Annotated in this window: 26 protein-coding genes and 1 tRNA gene; 14 read left to right on the top strand and 13 right to left on the bottom strand. The window is 68.2% G+C overall.

Going from position 1 to position 26,644, the window contains the following annotated elements; translation table 11 throughout:
• Positions 1-19: 19 nt before the first annotated feature.
• The 5 genes from asnB to QZ588_RS04310 all read right to left on the bottom strand — a co-directional run bounded on the left by asnB (position 20) and on the right by QZ588_RS04310 (position 6,587).
• Positions 20-1,963 (bottom strand): asparagine synthase (glutamine-hydrolyzing), encoded by a 1,944-nt coding sequence (gene asnB, locus QZ588_RS04330; protein WP_295540284.1) that lies wholly within the window; start codon positions 1,961-1,963, stop codon positions 20-22.
• 157 nt (positions 1,964-2,120) lie between these two features.
• Positions 2,121-3,710 (bottom strand): class I adenylate-forming enzyme family protein, encoded by a 1,590-nt coding sequence (locus QZ588_RS04325; protein ID WP_295540282.1) that lies wholly within the window; start codon positions 3,708-3,710, stop codon positions 2,121-2,123.
• Between the two features lie 96 nt (positions 3,711-3,806).
• A complete protein-coding gene (locus QZ588_RS04320) occupies positions 3,807-4,727 on the bottom strand; it encodes a hypothetical protein (RefSeq protein ID WP_295540280.1) in 921 nt (306 codons plus the stop codon).
• A 155-nt stretch (positions 4,728-4,882) separates the two neighbouring features.
• Complete coding sequence (locus QZ588_RS04315; RefSeq protein ID WP_295540278.1) at positions 4,883-5,668, bottom strand: DUF2189 domain-containing protein; 786 nt, start codon at positions 5,666-5,668, stop codon at positions 4,883-4,885.
• A gap of 445 nt (positions 5,669-6,113) precedes the next feature.
• Positions 6,114-6,587 carry a copper chaperone PCu(A)C gene (locus QZ588_RS04310; RefSeq protein WP_295540276.1) on the bottom strand — a complete coding sequence of 158 codons (474 nt, stop codon included), beginning with the start codon at positions 6,585-6,587 and terminating at the stop codon, positions 6,114-6,116.
• A gap of 333 nt (positions 6,588-6,920) precedes the next feature.
• Here QZ588_RS04310 and QZ588_RS04305 point away from each other — a divergent pair, with 333 nt between their 5' ends.
• From QZ588_RS04305 to draG, 10 genes are all read left to right on the top strand, one after another.
• Positions 6,921-7,871, top strand: a complete 951-nt coding sequence (locus tag QZ588_RS04305) for a Uma2 family endonuclease (RefSeq protein ID WP_295540274.1) — start codon at positions 6,921-6,923, stop codon at positions 7,869-7,871.
• A gap of 537 nt (positions 7,872-8,408) precedes the next feature.
• Positions 8,409-9,974, top strand: a complete 1,566-nt coding sequence (gene nifB, locus QZ588_RS04300) for a nitrogenase cofactor biosynthesis protein NifB (protein ID WP_295540273.1) — start codon at positions 8,409-8,411, stop codon at positions 9,972-9,974.
• A 154-nt stretch (positions 9,975-10,128) separates the two neighbouring features.
• The gene (locus QZ588_RS04295; protein WP_295540272.1) at positions 10,129-10,419 is read left to right on the top strand and encodes a 4Fe-4S dicluster domain-containing protein; all 291 of its coding nucleotides are present in this window, start codon (positions 10,129-10,131) and stop codon (positions 10,417-10,419) included.
• A 51-nt stretch (positions 10,420-10,470) separates the two neighbouring features.
• Positions 10,471-10,752 (top strand): hypothetical protein, encoded by a 282-nt coding sequence (locus QZ588_RS04290; RefSeq protein WP_295540270.1) that lies wholly within the window; start codon positions 10,471-10,473, stop codon positions 10,750-10,752.
• Positions 10,749-11,342 carry an ArsC/Spx/MgsR family protein gene (locus tag QZ588_RS04285; protein ID WP_295540269.1) on the top strand — a complete coding sequence of 198 codons (594 nt, stop codon included), beginning with the start codon at positions 10,749-10,751 and terminating at the stop codon, positions 11,340-11,342. Before QZ588_RS04290 ends, QZ588_RS04285 begins: the two co-directional genes overlap by 4 nt.
• On the top strand, positions 11,339-12,694 hold the full coding sequence (locus tag QZ588_RS04280) for an FprA family A-type flavoprotein (RefSeq protein ID WP_295540268.1): 1,356 nt from the start codon (positions 11,339-11,341) through the stop codon (positions 12,692-12,694). The genes QZ588_RS04285 and QZ588_RS04280 overlap by 4 nt, the downstream gene beginning before the upstream one ends.
• A gap of 148 nt (positions 12,695-12,842) precedes the next feature.
• Positions 12,843-13,127: a 2Fe-2S iron-sulfur cluster binding domain-containing protein gene (locus QZ588_RS04275; protein WP_295540267.1), complete on the top strand. Its 285-nt coding sequence runs from the start codon at positions 12,843-12,845 to the stop codon at positions 13,125-13,127.
• 103 nt (positions 13,128-13,230) lie between these two features.
• Complete coding sequence (locus tag QZ588_RS04270) at positions 13,231-13,578, top strand: 2Fe-2S iron-sulfur cluster binding domain-containing protein (protein ID WP_295540266.1); 348 nt, start codon at positions 13,231-13,233, stop codon at positions 13,576-13,578.
• Between the two features lie 63 nt (positions 13,579-13,641).
• On the top strand, positions 13,642-14,313 hold the full coding sequence (locus QZ588_RS04265) for a nitrogen fixation protein NifQ (RefSeq protein WP_295540264.1): 672 nt from the start codon (positions 13,642-13,644) through the stop codon (positions 14,311-14,313).
• Complete coding sequence (gene draG / locus QZ588_RS04260; protein WP_295540262.1) at positions 14,288-15,250, top strand: ADP-ribosyl-[dinitrogen reductase] hydrolase; 963 nt, start codon at positions 14,288-14,290, stop codon at positions 15,248-15,250. The genes QZ588_RS04265 and draG overlap by 26 nt, the downstream gene beginning before the upstream one ends.
• Positions 15,251-15,525: 275 nt before the next feature.
• On the opposite strand, the gene panD is transcribed toward draG, so the two are convergent.
• From panD to pcnB, 5 genes are all read right to left on the bottom strand, one after another.
• Positions 15,526-15,906 (bottom strand): aspartate 1-decarboxylase, encoded by a 381-nt coding sequence (panD, locus tag QZ588_RS04255; RefSeq protein ID WP_295540261.1) that lies wholly within the window; start codon positions 15,904-15,906, stop codon positions 15,526-15,528.
• Positions 15,907-16,194: 288 nt separating this feature from the next.
• Positions 16,195-17,058, bottom strand: coding sequence for a pantoate--beta-alanine ligase (gene panC / locus QZ588_RS04250; RefSeq protein WP_295540260.1), 864 nt, complete (start codon positions 17,056-17,058; stop codon positions 16,195-16,197).
• A gap of 83 nt (positions 17,059-17,141) precedes the next feature.
• Positions 17,142-17,945, bottom strand: a complete 804-nt coding sequence (panB, locus tag QZ588_RS04245) for a 3-methyl-2-oxobutanoate hydroxymethyltransferase (protein WP_295540259.1) — start codon at positions 17,943-17,945, stop codon at positions 17,142-17,144.
• Positions 17,946-18,053: 108 nt separating this feature from the next.
• Positions 18,054-18,668: a 2-amino-4-hydroxy-6-hydroxymethyldihydropteridine diphosphokinase gene (gene folK, locus QZ588_RS04240; RefSeq protein WP_295540257.1), complete on the bottom strand. Its 615-nt coding sequence runs from the start codon at positions 18,666-18,668 to the stop codon at positions 18,054-18,056.
• Complete coding sequence (gene pcnB, locus QZ588_RS04235) at positions 18,661-20,052, bottom strand: polynucleotide adenylyltransferase PcnB (RefSeq protein ID WP_295540256.1); 1,392 nt, start codon at positions 20,050-20,052, stop codon at positions 18,661-18,663. The genes folK and pcnB overlap by 8 nt, the downstream gene beginning before the upstream one ends.
• A 241-nt stretch (positions 20,053-20,293) precedes the next feature.
• Here pcnB and QZ588_RS04230 point away from each other — a divergent pair.
• Positions 20,294-20,368: transfer RNA gene (locus QZ588_RS04230), tRNA-Glu, on the top strand.
• Positions 20,369-20,829: 461 nt separating this feature from the next.
• Here the strand turns inward: QZ588_RS04230 and QZ588_RS04225 are convergent.
• On the bottom strand, positions 20,830-21,114 hold the full coding sequence (locus QZ588_RS04225; RefSeq protein ID WP_295540255.1) for an RNA-binding protein: 285 nt from the start codon (positions 21,112-21,114) through the stop codon (positions 20,830-20,832).
• Positions 21,115-21,583: 469 nt separating this feature from the next.
• Here QZ588_RS04225 and QZ588_RS04220 point away from each other — a divergent pair, with 469 nt between their 5' ends.
• Positions 21,584-22,801 (top strand): argininosuccinate synthase, encoded by a 1,218-nt coding sequence (locus QZ588_RS04220; RefSeq protein WP_295540253.1) that lies wholly within the window; start codon positions 21,584-21,586, stop codon positions 22,799-22,801.
• Between the two features lie 121 nt (positions 22,802-22,922).
• On the opposite strand, the gene QZ588_RS04215 is transcribed toward QZ588_RS04220, so the two are convergent.
• On the bottom strand, positions 22,923-23,321 hold the full coding sequence (locus QZ588_RS04215) for a CBS domain-containing protein (protein WP_295540251.1): 399 nt from the start codon (positions 23,319-23,321) through the stop codon (positions 22,923-22,925).
• 596 nt (positions 23,322-23,917) lie between these two features.
• Positions 23,918-24,046 carry a hypothetical protein gene (locus tag QZ588_RS04210; RefSeq protein ID WP_295540249.1) on the bottom strand — a complete coding sequence of 43 codons (129 nt, stop codon included), beginning with the start codon at positions 24,044-24,046 and terminating at the stop codon, positions 23,918-23,920.
• Between the two features lie 249 nt (positions 24,047-24,295).
• Between QZ588_RS04210 and QZ588_RS04205 the strand changes: the two genes are divergently transcribed.
• Both QZ588_RS04205 and QZ588_RS04200 read left to right on the top strand, forming a co-directional pair.
• A complete protein-coding gene (locus QZ588_RS04205; protein WP_295540248.1) occupies positions 24,296-25,009 on the top strand; it encodes a response regulator in 714 nt (237 codons plus the stop codon).
• A 4-nt stretch (positions 25,010-25,013) separates the two neighbouring features.
• Positions 25,014-26,354 carry an ATP-binding protein gene (locus tag QZ588_RS04200; RefSeq protein ID WP_295540246.1) on the top strand — a complete coding sequence of 447 codons (1,341 nt, stop codon included), beginning with the start codon at positions 25,014-25,016 and terminating at the stop codon, positions 26,352-26,354.
• Positions 26,355-26,644: the final 290 nt, after the last annotated feature.

The raw sequence follows: 26,644 nt of genomic DNA, 5'->3' as shown, positions 1-26,644 counted from the left end.
AAACCGCCAGCGGCGGCAATCATTGCGATGATGACCCGGGGACGAACTCCTGCAGCAAGGCCTGGGTCGAGAGGATGAACACGAGCGCGGCGTTGTCGGTGAAGCTGCGCAGGGGAGCCGTCCGCGCCTTACTGAGCAGCCGGCTCACCGCATCCGGATCGAACAAGCCGTGCCGCCGGATCGACGCCGGCCGCAGCAATTCGGCGAGCGGCTCCGCAAGGTCGCCGTCGGGCCCGCGGAAGCACACGGACTCGGGCGCCCGGTAGGGCTGCTTCGGTCGCCGCAACACCTGCGGCGTGACCAGATCACCCGCCGCCTGTTTCAGCACGTGCTTTTCGTCGAGCACGCGCATCTTGACTTCGGCCGGCATGCGCGCGGCGAGCGCCGCCAGTCGATGGTCCAGGAACACCGGACGGGTCTCCACGCCGTGGGCCATGGCGACGCGATCGCCCTGCGACGACAGGATGTAGCCGGGCAGCAGCATCGTGGTCTCGAGGTACTGGGCGCGCTCGAAATAGTCCCAGTCCGAGAACCGCTGCGGCAGCCACGCGGCCAGCTCCGCCAGGGGGTCGCGCTGGCGTTGCGAGTGCCTGACCTCCGGGCTCAGGAAGCGCTCCAGACGGGCGTTGTTGCGCCAGCGGGGACGGTGGCTGAAGAACGGGTCATCGAGATGATCCGAATCCACCTGGAAATAGGCGTGCAGGTACTCAGGCGACTGCGTCTGTAAATGCGGCAGGTAGGGATAGAGTCGGCGCAACAGCAGGGGCCGGCGCTTCGAGCCCGGCTGGCGCGCCACGAAGCGGCGCAGCTTGGCCTCTTTGAACAGGTCGTAGCCACCGAACACCTCGTCCGCGCCCTCGCCGGTCAGCACCACCTTGTGGTCATGCGCCCGGACCCGGCGTGAGAGGAGAAACAGCGGCACCGCCGCGGTGCGAAACAGCGGCCTTTCGGTATGCCGCACCGCCTGGATCAAGTGCTGGCCGATGGCAGCATTGGCACAAGCCAGGGCGTGCGGCTGGCGACCCAGCCGCTGCGCCATGCCATGCTGGAAGTGGCGCTCGTCGACGTCCTGCTCATCGAACTGGACGGAGAACAGGCTCAGCCGCTGCGCGTCTCCGCGCGCGGACAGGAGCTGATCGGCCAGCGCACCGACCACCGAGGAGTCGAGTCCGCCGGAGAGATACAGACCCAGGGGCACATCCGCCTGCAGCCGCAACCGCACCGCATCGCTGAGCAGCGCCCGCAACTCCTCACTCCAGTCCAGATCCCGACGGCCGTAGTCCGGTCGATAGTCCAACTGCCAATAACGCCAATGCCGCACGCCCTGCGGCTCGATGGCGAGGCAGCAGCCGGGCTCCAGCTCGCTGACGTTCCTGAAGGCCGTGTGACCCGGCAGCGGGGTCCAGAACCTGAGGATGTCGCACACCGCATCGACATCCACGGCGGGCGCCACCGCCGGATGACAGAAGAGTGCCTTGGCCTCGGATGCGAAGACCCAGGCTGAGCCGGCCTGCGTGTAATGCAAGGGGCAGATGCCGAAGCGATCACGCGAGAGCAGCAGCCGTCGTCGGTCGGCATCCCAGAGTGCGATTGCCCATTGGCCGTTGAAACGCTCGAAACACCCCTCGCCCCAATGCGCGTAGGCCTGCAGCACCACTTCGGTGTCGCAGTGATGGGTACGAAACGGACGGCCCTGTTTTTCCAGCAGGGCCCGCAACTCCCGATGATTGAAGATTTCACCGTTGAAGCTGACGCTCAGGCGGCCGTCCCCGGTGTGCATGGGCTGCGCACCGTGCTGGGGGTCGACGATGGCCAGGCGCGTATGTGATAGCGCCACGTCACCGCCATGCCAGACACCGCAGTCATCGGGGCCCCGGTGCGCCATGCGGGCCGCCATGCGCTCGAGCAACCGCGCCTGCGGTGCGCCGCGTTGGAAATCCACTACGCCAGCGATGCCACACATGGTCCAACCTTGATGCTGTCAGGAGATTCAGCGATACGGCGATGCCAACACTGGACTCACCGCCGAGGTCTTGTGACGCACACTCTATGACGGGTCGGGCGCGGATGTTATCGGGGCACTCCCCGGCGCGTCCGTCGGCATTTCGCGCGGCGCGGGATCACTCCTCCCCCAAGTGCCCGGCGGCCGCCACCGATGCGCCGTCCATGGCGCTTTGCCCCAACACCTTCTTGTCGACCTTACCGTTCTCACTCTTCGGCAGCGCGTCCACGATCGCCACCGCCTGGGGCACCATGAAAGGCTCCAGGCGACTGCGGCAGATCGACAGGATGTCACCCGGGCGCTGGCGGGCACCGGGCTTCAAGATCAGATAGGCCTGGATGGCCTCGCCGAGCACCGGGTCCGGCACCCCGATGACGGCGGCCTCGAGCACACCGTCGATGTCATGCAGAACGTTTTCGATCTCACGGGGAGACACCTTTTCACCGCGGCTTTTGATCATGTCGTCTTTGCGACCGACGAAATACAAATAGCCCTCCGCGTCCATGCGAAAGATGTCACCGGTGTGCAGCACCGACTCGCCGGGGTAGGGTCCGGGACGCAGGCACTCGGCGCTCTCCCGGGCTTTGCCCCAGTAACCGCGCATGACATTGCTGCCGCGCACGACCAATTCGCCCGTGCTGCCCGGCGGCAACCGGCGTCCGTGCGCATCGATCAGATACACTTCCTGATTGGGCATGCCGCGGCCGACGCTGCCCGGACGATGGGCCAGGGCCTCCGGCGGCAGGTAGGAGACGCGTTTGCATTCGGTCAGGCCGTACATGGAAAAGAGCCTGGCCTGGGGGAACTGCTGCCTAATCGCCTCGATATGCGCAAGCGGCAGCGCTGCGGCCGTGTTGGTCATGATCCGCAGCCGCTCGAGGCGAAAATCACCGAGATTCTCAAGCGCCATGAGCAGCGCAAACATGGTCGGAACGCCAGGAAAGACGGTGACGCCCTCGCGCTCCATGACCTCAAGGGCCTGCACGGGAAAGGCGAAGGAGGGCTCCAGGACGACCCGGGCACCGAGCTGGAAGGCCATCAGAATCTGGTACAGCCCATAGTCGAACGACAGCGGCAGCGCGCAGAAAATGCTGTCACTCGAAGCCAGGCCCAGGTAGCTGGTGACCGCGTTGGCGGCGCTGAGCATGTTCAAGTGCGAGAGCATCACGCCCTTGGGATCACCGGTGGATCCCGAGGTGTAGATAATCGCCGCCAGATCCTGATCGATGCTCGCCGGGCGCCTGAAGTCGGCGGCCGCATCAGCCACCGCCTCGGAGAACGCTAAGGTTGCCCCGGCCTGCGGCGCGCGGGCACCGATCGCCCCCACAACGACCAGCAGACGCACGCCGGCGAGGCTGCCGACCTTGGCCAGCTCACAGCTGGCGGTGCCGCCATCGACGATCACGCAGGTGGGGCGGCAGTCGTTGAGGATATAACCCAGCTTGGCCGCCTTGAGATTGGGACCCACGGGCGAGAAGATCGCGCCGACCTTCAGCGTCGCGTAGATGGCGATCACCATCTCGGTGCTGTTGCGGGTCACCAGCAGCACCCGGTCGCCGCGCACCACGCCATGCCGCGCCAGGGTGGCGGCGAGCGCGTCGGCGCGTGTCGCAAGGGCGCCGTAGGTATGGCGCGCAGCGCCCGCAACCAGCGCAATCTTGTGCGCTTGGTGACGCGCGGTGGTCTCGAAGGGTTCATGCACAAGCATGCCTGCCGGACTCCTCTGACTGTCGGGCTGATGATTCTCAGGCTCGGCTCTCAGGCATCTCGGGCCGACGGGCGACCCCGTCCCGAAGCTCGCCGGTCAGACGCGTTGGGCGCTGGCACCGGGCACAGGCCCAGGCGAGCTCCAGCGCCGGCTGAGCCAGCGCTCGAGGGCATGCGCGCAGCGCTCGATGGCGCCACCTTCGGTGAGCACATGGTTGGTCCCCGCCAGCATCTCCTTATCGAGCAGGGCCCGGGCGCGTCGGGGGATGAGGGTCCGCTCGACGCGTTCCACATGCAGCGCACGCCGACCGTCCAGCGCCAAAATGCACAGCATGGGCAGGCCGGCGTGGCAGGCGCTCGCGAACGCCTCGGCGAGAGGGCCGTTGGTGCTGCCGCCGAGCAGCACGGCGCGAGGGGCCATCGCCATCAGCAGCCGGCGCAACACGGGCCGGCTGCGGGTATATCGGTTCTCGGAGGTCAGCAGCCGCAACCAGGCCTGGCGCGAGCAGAGCTTGGGTAACCAGGCATGGGCGCGCTCGGGTGTGCGCTCGGCGGCAGCGGAACCGGGGGCGGCCCCAAAGAACAACTCCGGCTCGATCAGCACCAGACCCTGAATCAGGCCCGGCCGCCGGGCGGCACAGAACAGCGCATTGTTGGCGGCGCCGCAGAGACCACCGACGAGCAACCGCTGGTGCGGCGCCTGCGCTTGCAGGTGCGACAACACCTGCAGCGCGGCCTCGGTCTGCAGGCCGAGGGCATTGGCATGCCAGAACTCGGCCGCCGTCGTGGGCAAGGGCCCCGGCGCGTCGCCCAAACCGGGCAGATCCACCCGGTAGGCGCTCAACCCGCACGCCGCGGCGGTATCGGCGAGCCGCACGTTCAGGCCCGCATGACCATCCCTGGGCACCTGGCCACCGTTGAACAGGACCAGGGCCAGGTCCGACGCGGCCCCGCTCGGACTATGCTTGGTGAAAACGAATCGCTGACCGGCGATCGTCGTCGTTTGAACGCTGCGCATCGCTACCGCTGATGAAACTGGACTGGCCTCCAGCATCAAGGCTGAGCGACCGATCCGGTATCAGGGCAACCCCGCCGCGCTGGCTGAAAAGTCCCGAAATGGCAGGGTGGTCGGCGCGGATGACCAGACGCCGGTGGATGCGAAAGCCGTTGCGCTCAGGCCGCCGGAATCAGCTCCCGATAGGCATGCCAACTCGCGTAGCCCAGCCATGGGAAGATCAGCAACATGCCGACGAAGGCCGTCGCGGTGCCGAGCAGCATCAGCCCGACGATGATGCCCGCCCACAGCAGCATGGGCCTGGCGTTGGCCGTGACCGCCCGCCAGCTGGCCTGTACTGCAGCGATGGGGCCCGCATCGCGATCGACGATGAGCGGTACCGCGACGATGCTCGAGGCGAACACCGCCGCGGCCAACAACGCGCCGCTGCCCAGGGTGAACAGCAGCATGAGCGGATGCTGCAGCCCGCCGCCGAGGAACCCGGTGTAGGCCGTGGGCGCCACCGTGGTGACCTTGAGCGCGAACAGCACCGCCGTGGCCATCAGCCAGAACGCCACCACCATCACCAGCACCAGCCCGAACAGCGCCAGGCTGGAGCGGCGCGAGGCGTCCAGCGCCAGGCTGCGGCCGATGCCAGTGCGATCACCCGCCAGGCTGCGCCGCGCCGTGACATACAGACCCGCCGCCAAGAACGGCCCCAGCATCAGCAGCCCGATGACGAACTTGACCGTGAGCCCCGGCATCGCCTGACTCGTCATCACCGCGCCGAGCCCGGCGGCCGCGCACAGCCCGCCATAGAAGGCACTCACCAGGGGCGTGCGCCACAGCGTCTCCCAGCCCCGTCGCAGCCACTGCCAGGGTGCCGACGGCGCCACGTTGGCGATGGGCAAAGCGTGGGCATCGACGCTGTCCCGATGCCCGTCGGTTAAGGCCTGTTCACTCATGTTGCCATGCATGTATCCACTCCTATCGTTTGATGATCGATCGCGATCCCGACGCCCCGGACCAGGGCTGCGAGCCGCGCCCGGCCGTGTGCGGAGCAAACGGATGCGGGCCAGCCGGGTGTGATGTCACCGGGTGCGCAGGCGATTCGACCGGATGCCGCTACATTAGCACTCGGTAAATTAGTGATCAAACATCAGCGCGCGTGTCGCCACCCGGACGTGCTGGGCTGCTCGGCATCTCAGCACACGCTGGCCCGGGGCCGAGCCGGCGATGGGTGAGGGGCGGCGGGCCCTCGCCTGGCCGCAGGCGTCGGCGGCGACCGAGGCAAGGCGGAGTCAGGCGGGGCTCGGGGCAGAGGGCCGCAGGGGGGGAAGCGGCCGCGGAGAGCAGCGGCGGCGGCGGCAACCGGGGCGGCAACCCCGGCGCCAACCGCAGCCGTCCTGGCTAATGCTGGTGCTGATGACCGTGCATCGGCGGCTGCACCGCCTGGACCGGCGCCGTCACAGACACCTGCTCACCGTCGTCCAGCACCAGGGTGAGCTCGACCGCGTCGCCGGGCTGCAGTTGCTGTTTCAGCCCGATCAGCATCACATGCAGCCCGCCCGGCGCCAGCACCACGGGCACACCGGCGGGCAGATCGATCTGTGCCACTTGGCGCATGACCATCATGCCATCCTCCATGCGATGCGTATGCAGCTCCACCACGGCGGCGGCGTCGCTCGCCGCCGCGACCAGGGCGCGATCGGCATCGCTGCGATTGGTCAGTTCCATGAACGCCGCGCTGTTCGGCTGCCCCGGCGGGACCGCGCGGACATAGGGTGCCGTGATCTGGAGCCCCTCGGCGGCATCGGCGGCGGCGACGGCGCCGGGCAGCGCGAGCCCCGCCGCCAGAGTGAGCAGTATCGCGAGCGGTTGCATAGCAAGACTCCTGTGTGTGTGATGGATACCTGTCACCATCGACAGGGATCGGCGTTACGGGGCGCCTGACCGTGCATTCCCATGGCGACACGGGACAAGCGAGCCAGGGGGTGACAAGCGCCGCAGGCGTAACACCAAGGCCAGTTGTTTATCAGTAACGACAATGCGCTCCGGTACTCTTCACCGTTCGACGGATTCGCTGTCAGCGCAAATCATACCGGCCGCGGCGGCATTTCACAGCGCCCGGCGGGCACCCCAATCCCAACCGCCTTGCGACGCCGATCAACCTCATCTAGGCTCGGAAACACACCCCGGGGCCAACAGACCGATCCTATGACCAATCTCCCCGCGTCCGCCAAACCCACCGCCGACGCCGATCCGGTATCCGCCGATGGCCGCCTGGTCAGCGAAGCGACGTACTGGGAGGACTGGTACGACACCGGCGGCATCAGCTACGAGTGGAACAATGGCCGTCTGGAGGAGCAGCCGGTGTCGGATTTCGAGACCTTCCAGGTTTATCTGTGGTTTCTTGAACTGCTGCGACACTTCCTGCGGCAGCAGCCCATCGGCCAGGTGGTGGCACTGGAAATGGGCTTCCGCCTGTCGTTGGCGTCCGGCACGGTGATCCGCAAGCCGGACCTCGCCGTGGTCCTGAACGACAATCCGGTGCCGCTGGACCTGCGCGACAGTTCCTACCACGGTGTGTTCGATCTCTGCGTCGAGGCCCTGTCGACCGAAAAGCCAGCCCACATCCACCGCGATCTCGTGGTCAAGAAAGCCGAATATGCCGCCGGCGGCGTGCCCGAGTATCACGTGCTGCACCGCGAGCACGGTAACCTCGCCTTCTATGGCCTGACCCCGGGCGGCGTCTATGCGCCGCTGCCGGCGGCAGGGCACGGTGATGACCGCGTGGTACGCTCGCGCGTGCTGCCGGGCTTTCAGTTTCGCGTCAACGACCTCATCCGCCGCCCGGGCCCAGATACCATGCGCCGCGATCCGGTCTACAGCGACTTCGTGCTGCCCGAGTGGACCCGTGCCGAACGAGCGCGTGAGCAGGCCGAGCGCGAGCGCGACAGCGTTCTTGGCGAGCGCGATGCCGCCACCCGCCAGCGCGATGAAGCCACCCGCCAGCGCGATGCCGCCACCCGCGAGCGCGATGCAGTCTCCCGAGCGCGCGACCTGGCCATCGCCGAGGCCCGCCGCGAAGCTGCCGCCCGCGCCGAGGCCGAGGCCGAGTTGGCGCGACTGCGCGCCAACTTGTCCAAACCCAATGACAACGACTGACGTCAGATGACGACGCCCCCCGCCCGCTGACGGCTCCGAAGCCACCGTGAACGCTGAGCGCCCCCCAAGCGAGCCCATCGCCCGCGGATACGCGGCGCCCCCCCGCAGCCTGCAGCGAACAACCACATGCAAGCGGTGATCGACGCCGGGCGACCGAAGAACGCCGGGGGCGCGGCATATCTGGCGCGTGCGGTCACCGCCGCCATCCCGTGCCGTGCAGCCCGGTTTTCGATGTCGACAGCCCCCGGATCGCCAGATCACGAGCGAACAGCACCTGCTAGCATCACCTCGGCACCCGCCTCCACAACCGGGCAACCGATCCCGGTACCGGACCCGACAATCCAGGCTTCCCCACCTGTCACGCTTGCGACAAGCCCACCGCCGCTGATACGCGAATCCTTCGCATAAACAAACATCTGTGCAATCTGCGACATGCAGGCACGGCCCTTGCTTCAGTCGTGAAAACACCGCCAATCATGGCCCGCACCGCCGGCCGGTGCCGCATCGAACACGACCGATTGCAACGGGGGACGCGCGATGGCGCTCGAAGCACTGGATCAACCCAAATCACCTGCCGCCTCACCTGCCGCCGGCAGCGGCTGCGCGTCTGGCAGCTGCGGCAGCAGCGCCGACAAGCTGGCCCATCTGCCCGAGCACATCCGCGCCAAGGTGCACAACCATCCGTGCTTCTCAGAGGAGGCGCATCACCACTATGCGCGTATGCACGTGGCGGTGGCGCCGGCGTGCAACATCCAGTGCCACTACTGCAACCGCAAGTACGACTGCTCCAACGAGTCGCGCCCGGGGGTGGTCTCCGAGCTGCTGACGCCGGAACAGGCGGTGGCCAAGACGCTGGCGGTGGCGGCGGAGATTCCGCAGATGACGGTGCTCGGCATCGCCGGCCCCGGTGATCCGCTGGCGAACCCGGAGCGGACGCTGGCCACCTTCCGCGCATTGTCAGAAAAAGCCCCGGACATCAAGCTCTGCGTGTCCACCAACGGCCTGGCGCTGCCGGCGCTGGTGGATGAGATCTGCGAGCACAACATCGACCACGTCACCATCACCATCAACTGCGTGGACCCGGAAATCGGCGCCAAGATCTACCCGTGGATCTTCTGGAACAACCGCCGCATCAAGGGTGTGAAGGCCGCCAAGATTCTCATCGAGCAGCAGCAGCAGGGCCTGCAGATGCTCTGCGACCGGGGCGTGCTGGTGAAGGTGAACTCGGTGCTGATCCCGGGCGTCAACGACGCGCACCTGCCAGAGGTCAGCCGTGTGGTCAAGGCCAAGGGGGCCTTCCTGCACAACGTGATGCCGCTGATCGCCGAGCCCGAGCACGGCACCTTCTACGGCCTGATGGGCCAGCGCGGGCCGAGCCACGACGAGCTGCAGACGCTGCAGGACGCGTGCGCGGGCGACATGGCCATGATGCGCCACTGCCGCCAGTGCCGTGCCGACGCCGTCGGCATGCTGGGCGAGGACCGCGGCGCGGAGTTCAGCAACGAGAAGGTCGCGGCCATGGACATCGATTATGCCGCCGCCATGGCCCGCCGCGCCGAAGTGCATGCGGCCATCGAGGCTAACCGCAGCGCGCAACAGCAGCAACGGCCCGATCAGCCCAGCGAGACCTTCGTCCCCATCACCGCCCTGCTGGACGGACGCAAGCAGCGCCAGCCCGGGTCGACGACGGCCGCGGCACCGGCCGCCCGCTTCGCCGTGGCCAGCACCGGCGGCGGCGTCATCAACCAGCACTTCGGCCACGCCCGGGAGTTCCTGGTCTACGAGGCCGCCAGCGTTGATCAGGACGTCGACGTCCGCTTCCTCGGCACGCGCAAGGTGGACCTCTACTGCGCCGGCGGCGACACCTGCGGCGAGGCCGAGGACGCGCTCGCCGACACCATCCGCACCCTGGCGGGCGTCACCGGCGTGCTGTGCTCGAAGATCGGCATCGAGCCCTGGGACCGCCTGGAGGCCGCCGGCCTGGTGCCCAACGGCGAGCACGCCATGGAGCCCATCGAGGACGCCGTCGCCGCCCTCTACCGGGAGCTGCTGGCGGCGGGGCGGCTTACGGCACCGCCGGCGGCCACGGCGCTGTCGGCTTAGCGCGAACCGGGCACGGACACCGCACGCCTTGCGCACCGCATCGCCCTGTCGGACCTGCCGGCGCCGGGCGCACCTGCGGCACCGGCGGACGACAACGGCGGTGATCCATCGACCTGGTGCCCGATACACAGACCAACAGATCCGAGGACCCACCATGGCCTACCGCATCATCGACAGCTGCGTGAACTGCTGGGCCTGCGAGCCGCTCTGCCCGAGCGACGCCATCCGCCCCGCGGACCCGCCGCAGGTGACCCACTTCAGCATCGACGCCCGCGCCTGCACCGAGTGCGAGGGTGACCACGCCGCGGCGCAGTGCGCCAGCATCTGCCCGGTGGAGGGCGCCATTCTGGATGCCGCCGGCGAGGCCGTGAACCCGCCGGGCTCGCTGACGGGCATCCCACCGGAGCGCCTGGCGCAGGCCATGACCGAGATCCGCGCCCGCTGAGCGGACCCGCCGCCAGCCGTCCTCGCAGCCATCCTTGAGAGGAGCACTGTCATGTTGGTCTTCGACGCCACACTCCTGATGCCCAACCGGGCACCGGATGCCGGGATCGGGTCCGCCGCCGGCGGGCAACCCCGGCGGGTGCTGCGGCGGCTGCTTCAGCCTGTGCTCGGGGCCGTGGTTGCGCAACACCGCCTGCTGCGACGCCAGCGCACCCTGCCCCGCCCCGCCGGCTGCGGCTGGGTGCCGCGGCGGGCCTGGCGGCGCCATGGTGCGTGGCTCTGCCTGTGCGCCGGTGTCGACCCGGATGCGTCCACAGGGGATGACCGTCGGTGAGCACACTCGTCTTCTACGAAAAACCGGGCTGCATCGGCAACGCCCGCCAGAAAAAGCTCCTGGTAGGCCTCGGGCATCGGCTCGAGGTGCGCGACCTGCTGCGCACGGCCTGGGATGCACACGACCTGGCGGGCTATTTCGCCGGCATGCCGGTGCGCGAGTGGTTCAACCCGAGCGCGCCGCGGGTACGCGACGGTCTGATCGACCGCGATGCCCTGGATGCCGACGCGGCCCTGGCGCTGCTGGTGGCCGAGCCGCTGCTGATCCGCCGCCCGCTCATCGACGCCCCCTGCGGGCGCTGTGCCGGCTTCGTGCCCGGCCCGGTGCTCACCGCCCTCGGCGTGCCCACCGCGGCGCAAGACCTCGACAGCTGCGCCCGCGGCACGCAGCACCCGGCGCGCCGGGAGTCGTCCTGCGACGCCCACGCCGCCGCCTGCCGGTCCGATACCGTGCGGCGGTCGCGCCCGGCACCGGACCAGGACCAGAGGCGGGGCTCGGGTCCGCACACTGGCACACAAGTTGACCCCATGATCGACCCGGTCGTCGATCCGGCCGAGCATGCCCGTGCCGGCGGAGGCAGCAGCACATGACCGGCACACCCGCCGACAGCAGCCGGGCGCCGATCGGCGCAGCGCCCGGCGCCGGTCTGGCGCCGGTGCCCATCGCCGACGGTGTGCATTGGATCGGCGCGCTGGATCCGCAGCTGCGCCGCTTCGACCTGATCCTGCGCACCGCCAACGGCACCACCTATAACGCCTACGCCGTGCGCGGCAGCGACGGCGTGGCCGTGGTAGACACGGTGAAGGCCGAGTTCGCCGATGACTTCTTCGCCCGGCTGGAGCGGGTGGCGCGTTACGACGAGATCCGCGTCATCGTGCTGAACCATCTGGAGCCGGACCACTCCGGCGCCCTGCCGACGCTGATGCGGCGCGCGCCGCAGGCGAAGCTCGTCATCTCCAAGCGCGCGCCGGCGATGCTCAAGGCCCTGCTCAAGACGGACGACCAGGAGATCCGCTACGAGACCGCCGACACCGGCGATGAGATCGACCTGGGCGACCGGCGGCTGCGGTTCCTGCACACGCCCTTCCTGCACTGGCCGGACACCCAGTGCACCTATCTGGTGGAGCAGCAGGTGCTGTTCTCCGGCGACGTCTTCGGCTGCCACCACTGTGACCGGCGGCTCTTCAACGACCGCGTCGGTGACTTCCGCTTCGCCTTCGAGTACTACTACGCGCACATTATGCGGCCGTTCAAGACGCACGTGCTGGAGGCGCTGCGGCTCATCGAGCCGCTGCCGCTGCAGCTCATCGCCCCCACTCACGGCCCCATCCTGCGCGAGCGCCCGCGGCGTTACGTGGCGCGCTACCGCGCGCTCTCCGGCGCCGATCAGGCGCTGGAGCCCGTGCCCGCGCACAGCGCACCCCTGCGCACCCTACTGGTGTTCTATCTCAGCGCCTACGGCAGCACCGCGCGTATGGCCGAGGCCATCGCCGCCGGCGCCGAGGGGGTGCCCGGCATCCGCGTCTCGCTCTATGACCTGGAGGGCGGTGAGCCGGGGCCCTTCGTGGACCTCATCGAGGCCGCAGATGGCATCGCCTTCGGCTCGCCGACGGTGAACGGCGACGCCGTGAAGCCGGTCTGGGATCTGCTGTCGTCACTGGCGGTGGTGAGCTTACGCGGCAAGGTGGGCGCGGCCTTCGGCTCCTATGGCTGGAGCGGCGAGGCGGTGCCCATGCTCGAGGCCCGGCTGCGGGGGCTGAACCTCCGGGTGCCGCTGGCGGGACTGCGACTCAAGCTGATCCCCACCGATGCCGAGCTCAGCGACTGCCGCGACTTCGGACGCGCCCTGGCGCAAGCGCTCCCCGGCGTGTCCGCGGGTGCGCCCGCATCCGCCGAGCCGGATCGCCCTAAGCCGGTCATCGACTTCGCGGACTTGTCATGAGCGCCCACACCCGGGGCGACAGACGCACCCGGCAACCGTCTGCGCGGCGGTGTCAGCCCGCGAGCCTCAGGGGCGCACCGACGCCGGCACTCACCCGACGACCCAACCAACCGGCCGCAGCATTGGCCATCATCCAAGAGGACGACCCATGGCAAAAGCAACGCTCACCTTCGAAGACATCGGCCAGAGCGTGAATGTCCCGGCCGGCATCCGTGTCATCGAGGTTTCCGAAAAAATCGGCGCCGGCATCATTTACGGCTGCCGCGAGGGCGACTGCGGTACCTGCATGATGCATGTGACCGACGGCTGGAACAATCTCACCGAGCCATCGGTGCTGGAGGAAAAGGTCCTGCGCGAAAACATGGCCGGGCGCCACCACCGACTCGCCTGTCAGGCGCAGGTGATCGGCGACTGTTCCGTGAAGCCCGCCTGAAATGCGTGACGGGGCACGAGCCATGAGTCACACGGTGTTGCCCTGTGCCTCTGCTCCCGCCCCTCGACACGCGCACCCGGTCACTCGACACCTGGAGCAAACCATGGCCCTCGTCACCTTCTCCAACCCCGACTACAAGGACAAGACCGTCTACGCCGTCGCCGGCAGCCATACCGAGACCATCCTCAAGATCGCGAAAGAGCACAAGATCCCGGTGCAGTTCGATTGCCAGGATGGCGAGTGCGGTCATTGCCTGGTGCGCGTCACCGGCATCGACAAGAAAGAACGCATGGGCTATCACCTCACGCGCAAGGAGCGGGACGTCTTGAAGACACTTGGCAAGCTCAGCCAGGAGGACATCGACCGCCTCATGGTCGAGGACGTGCCGAGTGAATGGCGCCTCGCCTGCCAGATGATCATCCGCGACGAAGACATCCTGGTGGAGTACTGACGCGCAGCGGGCGCCGGCCGCCGGCGCCCCAGCTCAGACACGCACAGCCCCATGGTCAGCGACATGAACGCCAGCGCAATCCATGCAGCCCGGCAGCTCACCGATCAGCAAGACGCAGCGCCCAAGCGCAGCGGCCTCAGCGTGCCGGTGCCGCGCACGCCCGCCGCCGTCGCCGGCCACGACGTCCGGGCCACTGCGCGCTATGCCGAGCTGGCGCAGCATGCGACGGGCGAGCCGAATGCCGAGGCCTTTGCATGCATGATCGCGAGCCTCTGTACCGGCGCTGGGGCGATGCCGGACTGGCTCGGGCTGGACCCCGCCGCCTTCGGCTGCCTGCTGGCCCACCACTTTCCCGGCTTGCGGCTGCACACGCCGCCATGCGTCGGTCGCCCGCTCGACCCGACACGGAACGACGAGCGCCACGAGCTGGTCGAACTGATGCTCATGGATAAGGCCGGCGATTCGCCATCGGAGGTTTGGATGGCCCATGTGGTCGCCGCCGGCTGCCTGGCCAGCGATCACCTGTGGCAGGACCTGGGCCTGTGGCAGCGCACGGATCTTAGCGCCCTCATGCGCCGCAATTTCCCGGCGCTCGCGGCACGCAATGTCAAGGACATGAAATGGAAACGCTTTTTGTACAAACAGCTGTGCGAGGCAGAAGGCATCTACGCCTGCCGCGCACCATCCTGCGAGGTTTGCAGCGATTACCATGTCTGTTTCGGGCCTGAGGACTGAGCTCCTGTTGCTGGCGGACGGCACCGGAGACCGCGTCAAGCGCCGCGCCATCGGCGCCTACCTGGGGCTCGCCGTCGGTGATGCCCTGGGGGCGACGGTGGAGTTTCTGACCCCGTCCGAAATCCGCGCCGCCTACCGCCAGCACCGCGACATGACCGGTGGCGGTTGGCTCAAGCTGCGGCGTGGTCAGATCACCGACGATACCGAGATGGCCCTGGCCCTGGGCCGCAGCATCCTCGCCGCCGGGCGGGTAGACGCCCATGGCGCCGCCGAGGCGTTCAGCGGCTGGATGCGGCGCAAGCCCATCGATATCGGCAACACCGTGCGCCGCGGCATCGCCACCTACCGGCGCACCGGTGAGCCGCACATGCAACCGAGCGAGTTCGACGCCGGCAACGGCGCCTGCATGCGCTGTCTGCCGGTGGCGTTGGCCACCATCGGCGCGGATATCGCCCAAGTCGACGCCGCCAACCGGGCGCAGGCGCATGTCACCCACAACAACCCCACCTCGGACGCCGGCACCCTCTGCGTGCTGCGCATGGTGCAGACGGCCATGCTCGGCGGCGAGCGGGCGGCGCTGACGGCCATCGCCGACGAGCTGGTGGCCGCCGAGCCGATCTTCGATTACGGACGTAAGCGCAGCGAGAACCCGAGCGGCTTCATCGTCGATACGCTGCGGACGGTCTTGCAGGCCCTGTTCGCCACCGACAGCTTCGAGGCGGCCCTCATCGACTGCGTCAACCGCGGCGGCGATGCCGACACCACCGGCGCCATCACGGGCATGATCGCAGGCGCGCTCTACGGACCTGCCATGATCCCAACGCGCTGGGCACGCCACCTGGAGCGTGACATACGCCTGGCATGCATCGAGCAGGCCCAGGGGCTGTTGCGGTTGGCACCACTGTGCACGGCGGCCGACGGCGATGCTTCCGGCTGACGGCAAATCGGCACCCGCGGGGGCCGCGCCCCGGTGCATGCCGTCGGTTGGGGCCAACCGGTGCCCGGGTGGCGCCACCGTCGACCGTGGCGATCAGCTCCGGCGGCACGACAGCTGTGGCGTCGCGATGCTTGGCCCGTGCTTGCCTGCGGTGAGGCTTTCGCCGGACATCGAGCCGGGCCGCGTCGATGGGCCGGAATGGGCATCGAGAGAGTCTCTGGCGGAGGGCCTCTGCTCTGACAGCCCGCTTTGGCGCACTTCTTTGGTGGGGCCGCTCAGGCCGCCTGCGCCGGGATCGCATCCCCGCTGCCGGTGATCTCGTTGCGCTCGTTGCAGTAGACCAGCGTCGGCTTGAAGCCTGCGGCCTCCTGCTCGCTCATACCGGCGTAGCAGCAAATGATGACACGATCGGCGGGGCGCGCCTTGTGGGCGGCGGCGCCGTTGATGGAGATGATCTTCGAGCCGGCCTCTGCCCGAATGGCGTAGGTGGTGAAGCGCTCGCCGTTGGTGACGTTGTAGATGTGCAGCTGCTCGTACTCGCGGATACCCGCGCGGCGCATGAGTTCCTCATCGATGGCGCAGGAGCCCTCATAGTCCAGCTCGGCATGCGTGACGCAGGCGCGGTGCAGCTTGCATTTCAGCAGCGTGAGTTGCATGGCCCGGATTCCTCCTCTGGGTTCGCGGAAGCGCATCCGCGGCCCGGATGTGATGCTGTGGTTCTGTGCGGGTTGATGGTCTGTGTGCACGCCTGCGGCAGGCCAGTGGGATTGTGGCAACGCCGTTATGCTGCGGTGCAATATGGCTGCTATTGTCGCAACGCATCCCCCGAAGTCGCAAGTGGAATCCGGGCTTTCCTTGATCTGCGCTCAGGCCCGCTGCGACGGCAACGGCCCAGCGCCAAGCCCCACCCGCGCCGAGCCCCAAGTGGAGGCTTGGGACGGGCTTCAATCGGCCGTGCCCGTTTGGCGATCGAATTCCAGGTTGTCGATGAGCCGCGCCCGGCCCAGGTAGGCCGCCGCCAGCACAACGAGTGCGCCGTCCTCAGGCGCTGGGCTTGCCAGGTCCGTCCGCCGCCGCACACGCACATAGTCGGGCCCGAAGCCTAAGGCGCTCAGGGCCTGTGTCGCATCGTGCTCGGCGCGCGCCGGCGGCGCACCGGCGGCCACCGCGGCGGCCAAGTCCCGAAGCGTGCGGAACAGCGCCGGCGCCCGGGCACGCTCGGCGGGGCTCAGATAGCCATTGCGCGAGCTCATGGCGAGGCCATCTGGCTCGCGCACCGTGGGCACGCCGAGAATCTCAACGTCCATGCTCAGATCCGCCGCCATGCGGCGAATGAGCATCAGCTGTTGATAGTCCTTTTGTCCGAACACGGCAAGGTCCGGCTGCACCAGGCCGAACAGCTTGGCCACAACCGTCGTAACACCGCGAAAATGGCCTGGGCGACTCGCACCACAAAGGACTGCGGACAGCCCCGGCACATCCACCGCCGTGTGTCCATCACGACCACGGGGATACATGACCGCCTCGGACGGCGCGAACAGCAGATGGCAGCCGGCGGCGGCGAGGTGGCGGGCGTCGGCCCCCAGCGTCCGCGGATAGCTGTCGAGATCCTCGCCGGGGCCGAATTGCAACGGATTCACGAACACGGTGGCCACCACCCGATCCACGCGTGCCCGGGCCGCCGCCACCAGCGCAAGATGGCCGGCGTGCAGATTACCCATGGTGGGCACCAGCGCAATGCCGAGACCGGCGGCGCGCCATGCGTCGAGACTGTCACGCAAGGCGGCGATGTCGTGCACTGTCTGCATGGCGTTGGACCTGAAAGGCAAGGAGGCGCGCTCGGTTCGGGGCGGGCGACGCTGCCGCCGGACCATCCGTATCCGCTTCGGCGTCAGTACCGGGTCTGTGCGGCGCCCGGAAAGCTGCGCTCCTTAACCTCGGCCACATAGCCCGCCAGGGCAGCGGCGATGTCACCGTATGCCGCGGCAAAATCCTTGCTGAACGTCGGTGCGCGCCCGGGCAGCAGCCCCAGCATATCGTGCAGCACCAGTACCTGGCCGTCACAGCCATTGCCGGCGCCGATGCCGATCACCGGCAGTTCCAGTTCGGCTGCCAGCGCCTGCGCCAGCGCCGCCGGCACGCATTCGAGCACCAGCAGGGATGCGCCGGCGTCCTGCAATGCCAGCGCGTCGGCGCGAATACGCGCGGCGCCGGCGTCGTCCCGCCCCTGATAGCGGTAACCACCCAGCCGGTGCACCGACTGCGGCAGCAAGCCCAGGTGGCCACAGACAGGCACACCGAAGCGCGTCAGCCGTGTCACCGTCTCGGCCAGCTCGGCGCCGCCCTCCAGCTTGACCATGGCCGCACCGCCGGCGCCCATGAGCTGCTCGGCGGCGGTGAGCGCGCGCTCTGCGCTGGCATAGCTGAGGAAGGGCATATCGGCGATCACCAGCGCCCGTCTCGCCGCACGACTGACACAGGCGGTGTGGTAGACCATGTGCTCCAGCTTCACCGCCACCGTCGACGCCTGCCCCTGGAGCACCATCCCCAGGGAGTCGCCCACCAACAATACCTCGAGCCCGGCGCTCTCGAGCAGGCCCGCGAAGGCGGCGTCGTAACAGGTCAGGCAGGCAATGGCCTCACCACGGCGCTTCATCGTCGCCAGGGTCGTGCTGGTGATCCGCTCGGCGGGCATAATCGGGCTCTGTCGGGTTGGAACAATGGTCGAATCTGCGACCCGGCGACGTCGGGTCGGAGACCGGTCAGCCCCCTGCCCCAGCGCCCGCGCGAAGCCACAGCCCTTTCAGGATAGGGCAGCCCGCGACGGCTTGTCATGGTCGGGGGCGTTGGTGGCCCTGTCCTGCGTGAGCACACCGGCGGGCAGCGACAGGGCGATGCGCGCCAGCGGCGCGACGCCGTCCTTCGGCACCGCCGCGAGCAACACGTCCAACCGGCCCTGGCCGGGGATGGCGAGATCGGCGGGCGCCACGTCGGCGAGGGGCACGAGCACGAAGGCGCGCCGGCGGATCTGCGGATGCGGCAGCACGAGGCCGGGCCAGGCCACATGGCGCCCCCCGAAGACCAGCATGTCCAGGTCCAGCGTGCGCGGCCCCCAGCGGGTGCCGTCGCGCACCCGGCCATGGGCGCGCTCGATATCCTGCAACGCGCTCAGCAGGGCCCGCGGCGGCAGCCGGGTCACGACCCGGGCCGCGGCATTGATGTAATCCGGCTGCTCCGCCGGCCCCACGGGCGCGGTCCGGTACAGGCGCGAAAGACCTTCCAGCCGGCTCGCCGGCAGCGCCGCGAGTGCGCCCGCAGCCCGCTCGACGTGCTCGCGCGGGCCGTCGAGGTTGGCGCCGAGCCCCAGATAGACCACCTCCGGGCGGGGCAGCAGGCCGCAGGCCGTCGGGTCAGCCATCGCCGTCGTCTCCGGCGGCGCGGCCATGCATGCCGGCGACATGCTCACCGCCGCCCGATGCCCCGCCGGCGCCATCCGTCGTGGCCTTCTTCGGTTTGCGCCGGCGCGGGCGGCGCTTCTTGCCGCCGGTGGTCATCTTCGCCCGATCACCGGCATTGGCATCCTGGAACCGGGTCCACCACTCGGCGAGCTCCGGGTCCACCTCGCCCGCCTCGGCGCGTAGCAGCAGGAAGTCATAGGCGGCCCGGAAGCGCGGATGGCCCAGCAGCGCCATGGGCCGACGGCCCTGGCGCCGCTCCAGCCGCGGTTGCAAGGACCAGATTTCGCGCATGGGCATGCCGAAGCGCTTCGGGATAGCCACATGACGCTGCTGCGCCGAGGCCACCTCCTGGGAGGCGAGGGCGATGGCGTCCGCCCAGGGCGTGCCGCCCGCGAGCAGCGCCTGGTAGCGCAGCCGCACCGGCTCCCACAGCAGCACCGCGAACAAAAAGGGCGGCACCACGGACTTGCCATCGAGCACGCGGCGGTCGGTGTTGTCGAGACCGCGGCTGACGAAGACCATCGGGAAGGCCTGCTCCTCACACGCCAGGCAGGCATCGGTGGCCGGGAAGAGCTGCGCGAACAGGCCGTAATGGCGGAGCTTTTCGAAGGCATGCAGCCCGTAGCCGGCATGGAACAGCTTCAGCACCTCTTCGAACAGACGCGCCGCGGGCACCTCGGCCAGCAAAGCTGCCAGGTCCGCCAGGGGCTCCTCACAGGGGCCGTCGATCATGAAGCCGAGCTTGCAGGCGAAGCGCACCGCCCGGAGCATGCGGACCGGGTCCTCGCGGTAGCGCGCCTCGATGTCATCGCCGATGAGCCGCAGACGTCCCGCCTTCAGATCGGCGAGTCCACCGGCGTAATCCAGCACCGAAAAATCGGCGATGTTGTAGTACAGCGCATTGACGGTGAAATCCCGGCGCAGCGCGTCTTCGGCAATACTGCCATAGACGTTGTCGCGCAGGATCATGCCATTTTCTGTGCGCAGCACGTCGTCGTCGGTACCGTCCCGGCCGGCGGGGATGGCAGTGCCCCGAAAGGTCGCAACCTCGATGATCTCCGGGCCAAAGAAGACATGCGCGAGGCGAAAGCGCCGGCCGATGAGCCGGCAGTTGCGAAACACCTGGCGGACCTCCTCGGGCGTCGCGTCGGTGGCGACGTCGAAGTCCTTCGGCTCGTGTCCCAGCAGCAGATCGCGCACGCCGCCACCCACCAGACAGGCGGCGTGGCCGGCGTCCCGCAGGCGGTAGAGGACCCTGAGGGCGTTGGGGCTGATGTTGCTGCGCGAGATACTGTGCTCGGCACGCGGAACGATCAGCGGTTCTGGGTCGGCTGGTGCAGGCAAGGGTCGGAACGGCTGCGGCGGGTGTTTGTCAGGATGCGGCTCGGCGCCAAGGTGCTGGCGATGTAGTGCTGGCGATGCGGCCCGGGCGTCCTGCCTGAAGCGATCGGCGCGTTACTCCGGCTGCCACGCATCGAGCCGCAGGCCCGGCGTAAGCGGCGACGGCGACCGTGACGTCAAGCTCGAGCAATCCTTGAGCAGCCCGAAGTTTTACGTATAATACGCGATTCTTACGCGGCCTTCCGCTCCCTTCGTCTAGTGGTTAGGACGTCGGCCTCTCACGCCGGTAACAGGGGTTCGAATCCCCTAGGGAGCGCCACTTCTGCACCGAAGCAGGTGCGGCGTCTCGACACGTGCTTGCGGCCACGCTCGACACGACCCAACCCCGTCGGCCGGCGTACTCCGGCGCTAGCTGGTGTGGGGCCGGTGCGGGTGAGCGGTGTCACCGCCCCCGCATCACGGGCCCGGGCAGATTGAGATGGCGCGCGTGGTGTCACCTCGACCGAAGCTCAGCGCGCACCCACTGCGCAAACGCCGCGTCTGATACGCCACCCGGCGCCCAGTCAGGCGAGGATCAGGCAGCTCCGGCGGGGTGGGGGACGAGCGCGCGCATCGGGTGTCTATGGCAGGGCACAGAAACTGCCGGGCGGGGCGTCCACTCACCGCCCACGCAAGGGCGCTGCCTGGGGCTGACGGTGCCGCTGCGGCCATGCAGGGGCGGGTTGGCAGAGCCCGCAGCTGCGCGGGCCACAGACAGAGTCGTCCTGCAGCGGGGACCGCCTACCAGCGACGACCGCCACCGCCGCCACGTGCCGGGCGATCGCTCTTTGGCCGGGCTTGATTGACGGTGATGTTCCGGCCCTTGAAATCGCTGCCGTTCAGTGCCTTGATCGCAGCATCCGCTTCGGAGTTGTTACCCATCTCCACGAAGCCAAAGCCCTTGGATTCACCGCTGAAGCGATCGGTGATGATGTTCACCGTATCAACCTTGCCGTATTGCGAAAACGTCTCGCGCAGATCCCCCTCAGTGACGCTGTAGGGGAGATTGCCGACGTAGATGTTCATGGATATGTCCTCGCGGGGTTCGATAGCGGCCGCTGACTGAGCCGCCGCTGCCTGGGTCCGATGCGGTCGCACACCAATCGTAATTGCATCACGGCGGCGATCGCAATGGGCGGCGTCGGCGTCGGTCGGTGGCCCGGCGGCGGCCGACGGCAGATAGAGGAGGCAGGGAGCTACGGATCTCGTGGGGAGCGGGTGGGGCCTGTACGGAGCTGTCGCACCAGCGCAGACCGGGCGGTCGCGTCGAAATGGCAGATACCTTGCAGCCGTGTTGCCTGGCTCGCTGGACACCGGCAGCGACTGTCCTCGACGTCAACGATAGCAGCTTGCACGCCGTGGTGCAGCGCTTTTTCGCAGGCAGCCCACGCCGCGCGCCAGCGGCCACGGTACCCCCGGCCCCGGGACGACGGCGCAGTTCGTCCCTCGCCCCTTGCCGTATACTCGCAGTTTGCCTGCAGTTGAGGAGCAGACCATGTCCCGCACCCCCGTCAAAAAGGTCGTGCTCGCCTATTCGGGCGGCCTCGACACCTCCGTGATCCTGAAGTGGCTGCAAGACGCCTACGACTGCGAGGTGGTCACCTTCACCGCCGACATCGGTCAGGGTGAAGAGGTGGAGCCCGCCCGCGCGAAGGCCAAAGCTGCCGGCATCGAGGAGATCTACATCGACGATCTGCGCGAGGAGTTCGTGCGCGACTTCGTGTATCCCATGTTCCGCGCCAACGCCATCTACGAAGGCGAGTACCTGCTCGGCACCTCCATCGCCCGCCCGCTCATCGCCAAGCGCCTGGTGGAGATCGCCGCCGAGACCGGCGCCGACGCCATCAGCCACGGCGCCACCGGCAAGGGCAACGACCAGGTGCGCTTCGAGCTGACGGCCTATGCCCTGAATCCGGAGATCAAAATCGTGGCGCCCTGGCGGGAGTGGGATCTGCTCTCCCGCGAGAAACTCATGCGCTATGCGGCAGACCATGGCATCGTCATCGAGCAAAAGCGCGACGGCAGCAAGTCGCCCTACTCCATGGATGCGAATCTGCTGCACATCTCCTACGAGGGCTACGACCTGGAAGACCCCTGGGTGGAGCCGGGCGCCGACATGTGGCGCTGGACCCATGCCCCCGAGGACGCGCCGGACACACCCCGGGAGATCACGCTCACCTTTACGCGCGGGGACGTCACCGCCATCGATGGCCGGGCCATGACCCCAGCGGAAGTCCTGGCGGCGCTGAACCGCATCGGCGGCGAGCACGGCGTCGGCCGGGCCGACATCGTCGAAAACCGCTATGTCGGCATGAAATCCCGCGGCTGCTACGAAACCCCCGGCGGCACCATCCTGCTGAAGGCCCACCGCGCCATGGAGTCTCTGACGCTGGATCGCGAGGCGGCGCACCTGAAGGACGAGCTGATGCCGCGTTACGCGGCGCTCATCTATAACGGCTACTGGTACAGCCCGGAGCGGGAGATGCTGCAGGCGGCCATCGACCAGACACAGACCGTCGTCAACGGCGATGTGCGCCTGAAGCTGTACAAGGGCAACGTGCTGGTGGTGGGCCGACGCTCGGACAGCAACAGCCTGTTCGACGAGTCCATCGCCACGTTCGAGGAGGATGCCGGCGCTTACGACCAGGGCGATGCCACCGGCTTCATTCGCCTCAACGCCCTGCGACTGCGCGTGCAAGGACGTCGGCGCTGAGCCGTGAGCTCACCGGCGCGCACGGGCACAACCCAACGGCCGCCACCACCTGAAGTCCGAGGGGCGTCCCGCCGGCCAGGCTGCCCTGCGCGACGTCCGGTGGGCCCAGTCGCGCAGCGCGTCAGTCGACGCGGGCGGCCAGCAAGTCTTGTAATGCCCGCATGAGATCCGTCTCGGTGATGATGCCCACCAAGTGGCTGCCGCCGTCGTCGGAGACGGGCAGACAGCCGATGTGGTCTGCCATCATGCGCGCCACCGCGGTAGCAAGATCCGCGTCCGGCGCGACGGTGGTCACCGGTTGGTGCATCACCTCACCGATCTCCACGGGCGCCTCCTGGAAGCAGCGGGCGGCGAGCTGCAGGTCGCGGCGCGCCACCAAGCCCGCGCAGTTGCCGGCTGCATCCAGCACCGGCAAGTGGTGGAGGTTCTGCTCCTCCATGATTTTGAACGCCTGCTGATAATCGGCACCGGCGTCGATGGTGACCGGGGCGGGGCTCATGTAGTCGCGGACTCGCATCATGGTGGCTCCGATTGGTGGTGTGTATGCCTTCAGTGGCCGCTTGCGCTCCTGCTCGAGACCAGCATGCGCCAATGACCGGTCCTTGAAAAGTGTTGCCGATCAAGCAAGCATCCGTTGCCTGCCGCGCGTTCCTGATCGACGACCATGGCGCCCGCCGCCTGCGGGTCGCGATCCCGGAGCGCATGAACGCCGCGCCGCGCGCTGGCGTGGCCGATACCACCGTCCCCCCGCCAGGGCACAGGCGCCTGCCATGGTGTTTCTGGTCAGGTCGCCGCGGCTGGAGGGGACAATGCCGATCGCCCGAAGGCTTCGCCGTCGAGATGTTCGCCAGCTGCGGGCCCAGCCACCACCGGTTATCGCGCGAGCATGGATCCGCGGCCACGACAAAAAAGACCGCCACGGCAGGCTCTGTGCTGCCGGACGGCCAACTGGCTTGCTGCCCAGAAATCGTGAAGCCGCTCAGACGGTGGCGATGGCTCGCCGCAACGGGTAATTGCACCCCGGCTGGGCGCTCGGTCGGACGCGCGATGGCGCGTCAGTGTGGGGGGATGGCCGTGCGGGCACCCACTTGGCGGGTCCGCGAAAGGCTGATCGGGTCAGTCCGTGTCCGCTTGCGGCCGGTCTTTGGGGTGCACGCGTCCATTGTTGCGGACCACGCCGATGATGAAACCGGCGCTCGCGACTGCGGCCAGTACGCCGCTGATGGTCAATGCGTCGAAACTCATGATACTGCCTCCGTTTCCCGCAACTGCACTAGGCTTGCCGTGGCGCCGGGGTTGCCCAGGCGGCGCTTGGCTCGATGGCTGCGTATTCTCCACGAGGGCCATTACCAAGGTGTTTCATTACATACTAATATTGTGACAGGTTGTTACAAGGTCCGGGCGCAACCTTGCACGTTTCGTTGTCATCCCGCATGGATTTACTGCGGTAATGCCCGACCTCCTCGCACACTCGGACCGGATCGAGCGTAAGCCATGTCTACCGCTGAAGCCCGCACCCGTGTACTGGTCGTCGATGACGACGCCTCCCTGCGCGAGTTGCTCACCGATTATCTGCGCCAGGAAGGATTCGACGTCTGCGGCGTCGAGGACGGTGTCGCCATGTTCGACTGGCTGGAAACACACCAGGCAGATCTGCTGATTCTGGATCTGATGCTGCCGGGAGAGGACGGACTCACCTTGGCGCGGCGGCTGCGCACCAAGGACGACACTCCCATCATCATGTTGTCGGCCCGCGGCGAAGACATCGACCGCATCGTCGGGCTCGAAGTGGGCGCGGACGACTACCTGGCGAAGCCTTTCAACCCGCGCGAGCTCCTGGCGCGCATCCGTGCGGTGCTGCGCCGCCGCACGCCCGCGGCCGAGACCGCGGCCGCCGAGGCCACGAGCTTCGGCCCCTATCGGCTCGACCTCGCCGCCCGACAGCTCACCCGCGACGGCGAGGCGGTGACGCTGACGGGCAGTGAGTTCGACCTGCTGCGGATTTTCGTGGAGCACCCCAATCAGATGCTGCATCGCGACCGGCTACTGGATCTGCTGAAGGGTTACGAGCGCAACCCCTTCGACCGCAGCATCGACGTTCAGGTGGCGCGCTTGCGTGCGAAGATCGAGCCGAACAAGAAGCAGCCCATCTACATCCGCACCGTCTGGGGCCGCGGCTACATCTTCACGCCCCAGGCCGAGGGCTGAGCCATTGCGCGCCCTGCTGCCAACGTCCCTGTTCGCGCGGGTGCTGCTGACACTGGTGCTCACCTTCGGCAGCTTCGCGCTCATCACCTTCATCACGGTCGTCTACTATGCGCTGCTCCCGGTGGTGCAGCGCTCCACCGCCGATCTCGCGGCCTTCATGGAGCTCTCCGCGCGCACCCTGGTGCAGCTGCCGGCGGAGATGCAGCACGACTATCGGCTCAAGCTCCTGAACGACTATCAGCTGTGGCTGCGCCCCGAGGACCAAGTACCGCCCGACCTGCGCTATTACTTTTTCCCCTATGTGCAGCGTCTCAGCCAGGCGCTCAGCGCGCGCACCGGGCAAGAGGTGCAGATGCAAAGTGACGTCATCGACGGCAAACGCTGGTTCTGGGCCGTTCTGGATACCCCGCAGGGCCGGGTCTGGGCCGGTTTTCCGCGGGATCGCATCAATACCAAACCGTTGGAGGGCGTGTTCATCATTTCCACGCTGGCGCTGTTGCTGCTGGTGGTGACGGCGTCCGTGCTGGCCCGACGCATCACCTCACCGCTGACCCGCCTTGCGCATGCCGCAGAAGAGGTGGCAAAGGGGCGTTCGCCGGAGCCGCTGCCCGAGAGTGGCCCGCGCGAACTCGCCAACCTCGCCCGACAGTTCAACGAGACGAGCCAGCAGGTGCGCGAGCTGCTGGCGGATCGTACCGTACTGCTGGCGGGCATCTCCCATGATCTGCGCACGCCGCTGACCCGCCTGCGCCTGGCGCTGGAAATGCTGCCGCGCCAAACCGACCCGGTGCTCAAAGCGCGTATGGAGCGGGACCTCGAAGAAATGAATGCCCAAATCGCGCAGGCGGTGGAACTGGGCAGCACGCTCGGCGCCGGCGAGCGCCAGCGCCTGGACATCGGCAAGCTGGTCGACGAGGTGGTGGGGGCACGCCCGCGCATCGTCTGGCAGCCGGTGCGCAGCTGCATCCAGCACGTCAACGCGCTGGCGCTGCGGCGGATCCTCGGCAACCTCATCGAGAATGCGCTGCGCTACAGCCAGGCACCGGTGGAGGTGCGGCTGGACTGCGACCACCGTGCGGCGGTGATTGTCGTGCTCGATCGCGGTGCCGGCATCCCGGAGCCGGATCGCGAGGCGGTGTTTCGTCCGTTCTACCGCCTCGAGGGCTCACGCAATCGCCGCACCGGAGGCTCCGGTCTCGGCCTCGCCGTCGCCCGCCAGCTCGCCGTCGCCAACGATATGGAGATCCATCTGAACAGCCGCGTCGGCGGCGGCACCATCGCCAGTGTGCGGCTACCGCCGGCACCCGAAGACGGCGGCGGCGCGGGCACCGCAGATACCCCTTAGCAGACAACGGCAGCAGTCTGCGGGGCCGGCGCCACCGCGCAAGCGCCCTGCCTGCATCGCGCGAAAAGCGCGGCGTGCAACGCCACCGAGACGCAAAGCCGCGCCCATTGATCAGGGGTGTTCCTGGGCCTTCGGCATGCGGCGTGTCGATCTCGGCCCAGGCGGCCTGAGCAGCGGCGGCGACGCCGATTGACACGCTGCGATTGCGGTTGACGCCCGCCTGACGCCTGCCTAAATTGCGCCGAAATCAGCCAGCGGACTTTCCGACCAATGCCGGACCGCAGGCGCGC

The sequence above is a fragment of the uncultured Thiohalocapsa sp. genome (genome assembly GCF_913062725.1).
Taxonomy (GTDB): Bacteria; Pseudomonadota; Gammaproteobacteria; order Chromatiales; family Chromatiaceae; genus Thiohalocapsa.
The sequence above is the reverse complement of the archived record's forward strand: the minus strand, read 5'-3'. Positions and strand labels throughout refer to the sequence as shown.